Raw genomic sequence first — 5,025 nt, 5'->3', positions numbered from 1 at the left:
TTTTTTTATTAATTATTTTCCCGTTGGAAAGAGTCATTTGTACTATATAGACTCCGGGTTCCATATTTCTTGATTCAAATTGCTTGGAATTTATTTCCTGCTGATGAATTAGAGCACCGGAAATGCTGTATATACTTATAGTTTTAATATCGTTATTCGATCTGGCTCTGATCTGTTTGTTGTAAGCAAAGATATCTGTACTGTTTTCCGGTCTGTTGCTTCCAAGGTTCTTATTGAACTGCAAATTATAATATGATGTAGCCACTTCAAATGTATATTTCTGAGCATCCAGATCCTTAAGACTGATTCCACCACTTTCTTGATATTGGTCTTTGGAAACGGTTTTAATCAGATTTTTATTTTCATCAAAAATATGAACTGCTGAAAGTTCATTCTCATCAATTTTTAATTTTAAAACATCATTGTTGTCTGATTGTATGATTTCATTTTCAGCCACTTGTTTAGGTGTATTCTTAATATAAGGAAGCATTTTTTCCTGACTGTTTTCCGATACTTTTAAAAGATACACACCATCTTTTAAAGCAGATAGAGTACGATCGTCAGCAGATTTTCGGCTTACTTTCTCCTTATTGAAATCACTGATTTCAATCAACTGCATATTCCCAAGATCAGGTTTGATCTGAGAAGAAAATAGGGGAAGTGTTTCTGATAAAGTTTCTGTTGACTGTTTTCCAAAAATAGATCCTACAGCCGCCCACTGATTGAAAAGCCCACCACTTCTTAAAGTATTGAACTTAGCATTGGAAGACAAAACAAATGGAACAATACCTCCCACATGGCCCAGAGGTCCCCAGTAGAAGGAGTCTAGTTTGTATTTATTCAGATCCCACCAGGCGTAATACCCTCTTTGTACATCAATGGTTTTGGAAGTATTTTCGGGCGGAATGGCAAGATCAACGGTAGAATGGCCCAAAGTCATAGGGGTTTTATTATACCAGTCATATACGTCTTTAGGCTTCAGGCATTGTCTGAATTTATGATTGGGGTTATTAGTGACCTCATTGATAAAATTGGTTGTAAACAGTTTTCGCCATAGAAATGGCCCCCAGAGTAAACCTCCATTGTCCTGAACAACATGATAGTTATATTTATCAAGATATTCTGCAGAAATGACTTCTGAAATATCATTGGTATAGGTTTTATATCCTGTATTGTTGCAACTGTGAAGAACATTGGCAAGGAATGAACTGAACGGGTAAATATCCTTTTCCAAAACGCCTTTTTTTAAAGTGGTTTCTGACATATCGTAAGGACCATCGCCCATATAGGCATACTTAAACTTTAGATTTCCAGGGTTTGAGACATTTAATCTTTTTAAGGTGGACATGGCTGCATGAGCTCCCTGAGAATAACCTGCCAGGAAGTATTCATCATAGCGTTTTATCCCTAATTGTGTTAATACTTTGTTAGCTGCTGTAACGAAATCAATGGTGGCTCCTGCTTCAGTAGCATAATCTACATAAGGATGTACACCATCTCCGTCTCCCATCCCAACATAGTCAGGAGCCATTAAAATATAACCATTAAGTACATAGGAAAGTTCCACAACAAATCCGGCTGTCAGGGTTCCTTTAAAATTAGAAGGAACATTATGCCTGCTGTCGGTAGTGCCATGATCTGAAACTACTGTGGAAAGTTTCATGTTAACATTTGGATACATCAACAGTCCGGTTGCTTTTACAAGAATGTTGTTTTCATTTTTGGTATAATAGGTTATTTTATATCCTTTTAAACCTACATTGAAACCATTCAGGTAGCTCACAAAATCAGGAGCGTTTTGCTCACCGAGATTATTAGCAATGAAATTAACAACGCCCTGCGGTGTTAAATCCAGTTTCAGTTCGGAACTTACTACATCACCTGCCTGTTGAGCGAAGTAAAATGGCGCAGTGAGTCCTATCAAAAAAGTTATGATTTTCTTCATATCGTGAATTTTTACTACTGTCAATGTAGTATTTTTATTAATTTCACAAAAATATTAGGACATTAATAGTTATTCATTGAATATTAAATTCTCTGAAATGTGAGTAAAATAAAAGAGTCTGATCCAAAGACCAGACTCTCAATTTTATATTTTCCTTTTCTTAGAAAGCGTTGATACCTGTAATATCTAAACCGGTGATTAACAAATGAACGTCATGAGTTCCTTCATAAGTAATCACAGACTCCAGATTGGCAGCATGTCTCATCATCGGGAATTCACCCATGATACCCATACCTCCAAGGATCTGTCTTGATTCTCTTGCAATATCAATAGCCATTTTTACATTATTACGTTTTGCCATTGAGATTTGTGCAGGAGTGGCTTTATGAGCATTTTTAAGATTTCCTAGCTGAAGGCATAATAACTGAGCTTTTGTAATCTCTGTTAAGAATTCAGCTAATTTTTTCTGTTGAAGCTGATAAGAACCGATTGGTTTACCAAACTGTCTTCTTTCTTTAGAATACTGAACTGCTGTACAGTAGCAGTCAATAGCTGCTCCTATTACTCCCCATGAAATTCCATATCTGGCAGAGTTCAGGCAAGATAAAGGTCCTTTTAATCCTGTAACGCCCGGAAGTAGGTTTTCTTTCGGGACTTTTACATCGTTAAATACCAATTCTCCCGTTTTAGACGCTCTTAAGCTCCATTTATTATGTGTTTCCGGAGTAGTGAATCCTTCCATTCCTCTTTCAACGATTAATCCCTGTACTTTTCCTTCCTCATTTTTTGCCCATACTACGGCAATATCGCAAAGTGGAGAGTTAGTGATCCACATTTTAGCACCATTCAAAAGATAGTGGTCTCCCATATCCTTAAAATACGTTTCCATAGAACCAGGATCAGAACCATGGTTAGGCTCCGTTAATCCAAAAGAACCGATCATTTCTCCTGCTGCCAGTTTGGGAAGATATTTCTTTTTCTGCTCCTCAGAACCGAACTCATTAATAGGAAACATTACCAAAGAGCTTTGTACTGAAGCAGCAGAACGCACTGCAGAATCTCCTCTTTCCAACTCCTGCATGATAAGACCATAAGAAATCTGGTCTAAGCCGGAACCTCCATACTCAACCGGGATATACGGACCTAATGCCCCGATTTTCCCTAGTTCTCTCATAAGGCCAGGAAGGTCAGTATGATTTTGGGCTGCCTGGTCAATCTGCGGCATTACAAAACTTTCAACCCAGTCTCTGATAGATTGGCGGATCAGTTTGTGTTCTTCAGTAAGTAAAGCATCTATTCCATAATAATCAGGGATGCTTGTAAGAGGATAATATGACATGATTTTTTGATTTTGTTAAAAATAACATTTTTCGTGGTGTTTGAGAAATTTTTTTGAAAACTTATCTAAATGCTGATTTTCAAACAGATAATATGGAATTTTCCTGTTTTAGGGATAAAATCCATATTTTAAACCTCCTCATCATTAGAGATAGGATACTGATTAGTGGCATTATGCACTTTGGTCTTGAATTTATACAGGTACGGAGCTTTATTGGCAGAACCATCGTATAGTTTTTCCAACCTGTCCAGGATATTCAGACTTAAAATTTTTCGCTGGAAATTATTTCTTCTGAACTTCTGTCCTAAAATGGTTTCATAAAGAGCCTGAAGGTCTTTCATCGTAAATTTTTCAGGAAGAAGATTACTGGCTGCAACTTCGGTATTGATATTCATTCTCAGGTATTCCAGCCCGGTTTCTATAATTCTGTCGTGGTCGAATGCCATTTTGGGAAGATTATTCACTTCAAACCATTCACAGCTTTCATTAAAAGCATCCGGAAATGTATTCGTCAATGAAAAATCAATAAGGCTGCAGTATCCTACCGTAATAAACCTTTGGAAAATCCAATGGTCTTCGGGGACTTCAATCCCTTTATTTCTAAGCAGGATCTGGTGAACATTATTTTCTGTACGATCAATTCTTCCGAATGTATGGAATTGTTTTAAAAACAGATCTTTAAGATGCGTTCGTTCATACAAAACCCGTTCTGCAGCTTCCCTAAGGTCTTCATCATTAAAAACAAAACCACCCGGAAGTGACCACAGATCAAGATCATGATACTTTAGTAACAGAACTTTCAGAATATTATTATGAAAGCCGAATATCGTACAGTCTACAGAAATATGAGAAACGAAATCCTTTGTATCGATTAGTTCCTGAAGTGTTTCTTTGTTTTTTGTGTCTTTGATTTTCATGGATGTAAAAATAAAACTATTTTCTATATTTTCTTTTTGAGACGTTAAAATACATTAAACTAATCACAAAAAGAAGAATTACAGTGCATAAAATATAAAGCGGATAAAAATTCAAAAGCTGCTTCCCGAAGAGTATAGCCATAATGATGGAACTCACGGAGCTACCCAAGGAAGAAAAAATAACAATAAGTGAGGTAAACAGATTCACTTTTTCTTTATCAATCAAAGTGATCATTTTTGAATTGACAACAGGGTAGAGTGGTGAGAGAAATAAGCCTATCACCGGAAATAAAAAAAGAATAAGCCTCGAATCCTCAGAATCAAAATACTGAATCCCTAAAATGATGATCAGTAAAGCAATAATAAGAGATATGCAGGTGACATAATATTTTGATAATGAAAACCTACGGATAATATTGGCGGTAACAATTCTTCCTGCATACGAAAAGAGAGAGAGGAATGAAGTGGCCTGCAGGGCAAAGAAGGAATTGACTTTCAGATGATTCTTATAAAAAGAAGGTAACCATGAATTAAATCCCTGTTCTACAAAAACAATAAAGAAGATCACGGCAAGGAATAAGGTAACCACAGGAGTTGTAAACCCTGATAATTCTGAGAATATATTATTGTTTCCTGATGGCTTAGACTCTGTTATCTCTATTTTTGAAAGAAGAAATATAGTAATTACAGATAATAAAGCAATCATCAGAAACCCAAATCTCCAGAATTCAGAATACTGGCTGGAGATAAGCCATCCAAAACCTGTATTGACAACAAATATTCCTATCATAAAAGAGGCTTCCACACTGTTCATTGTTTTTGCC

General features: G+C 36.2%; 4 protein-coding genes. All 4 read right to left on the bottom strand.

The genetic code is table 11. The features are described from left to right. Window positions 1–1,945, bottom strand: a 1,945-nt coding sequence (locus BBH99_RS09670) for a T9SS type A sorting domain-containing protein (protein WP_066695026.1), incomplete at its 3' end; no start/stop codon positions are given. A gap of 160 nt (window positions 1,946–2,105) precedes the next feature. Then, window positions 2,106–3,284: an acyl-CoA dehydrogenase family protein gene (locus tag BBH99_RS09665; RefSeq protein ID WP_066695025.1), complete on the bottom strand. Its 1,179-nt coding sequence runs from the start codon at window positions 3,282–3,284 to the stop codon at window positions 2,106–2,108. A 128-nt stretch (window positions 3,285–3,412) separates the two neighbouring features. Beyond that, window positions 3,413–4,201, bottom strand: a complete 789-nt coding sequence (locus BBH99_RS09660) for an NUDIX hydrolase (RefSeq protein WP_066695024.1) — start codon at window positions 4,199–4,201, stop codon at window positions 3,413–3,415. 16 nt (window positions 4,202–4,217) lie between these two features. Next, window positions 4,218–5,025, bottom strand: an 808-nt coding sequence (locus BBH99_RS09655; protein ID WP_066695022.1) for an MFS transporter, incomplete at its 5' end; no start/stop codon positions are given.

The sequence above is a fragment of the Chryseobacterium contaminans genome (assembly GCF_001684955.1).
Lineage (GTDB): Bacteria > Bacteroidota > Bacteroidia > Flavobacteriales > Weeksellaceae > Chryseobacterium > Chryseobacterium contaminans.
Note: the sequence above shows the minus strand (reverse complement) of the source record. Positions and strands in the feature narration are given on the sequence as shown.

Bases quoted from the DNA above. Each gene is read 5' to 3' on its own strand.
- BBH99_RS09665 (WP_066695025.1), bottom strand. From the start codon at position 3,284: ATGTCATATTATCCTCTTACAAGCATCCCTGATTATTATGGAATAGAT.
- BBH99_RS09660 (WP_066695024.1), bottom strand. From the start codon at position 4,201: ATGAAAATCAAAGACACAAAAAACAAAGAAACACTTCAGGAACTAATC.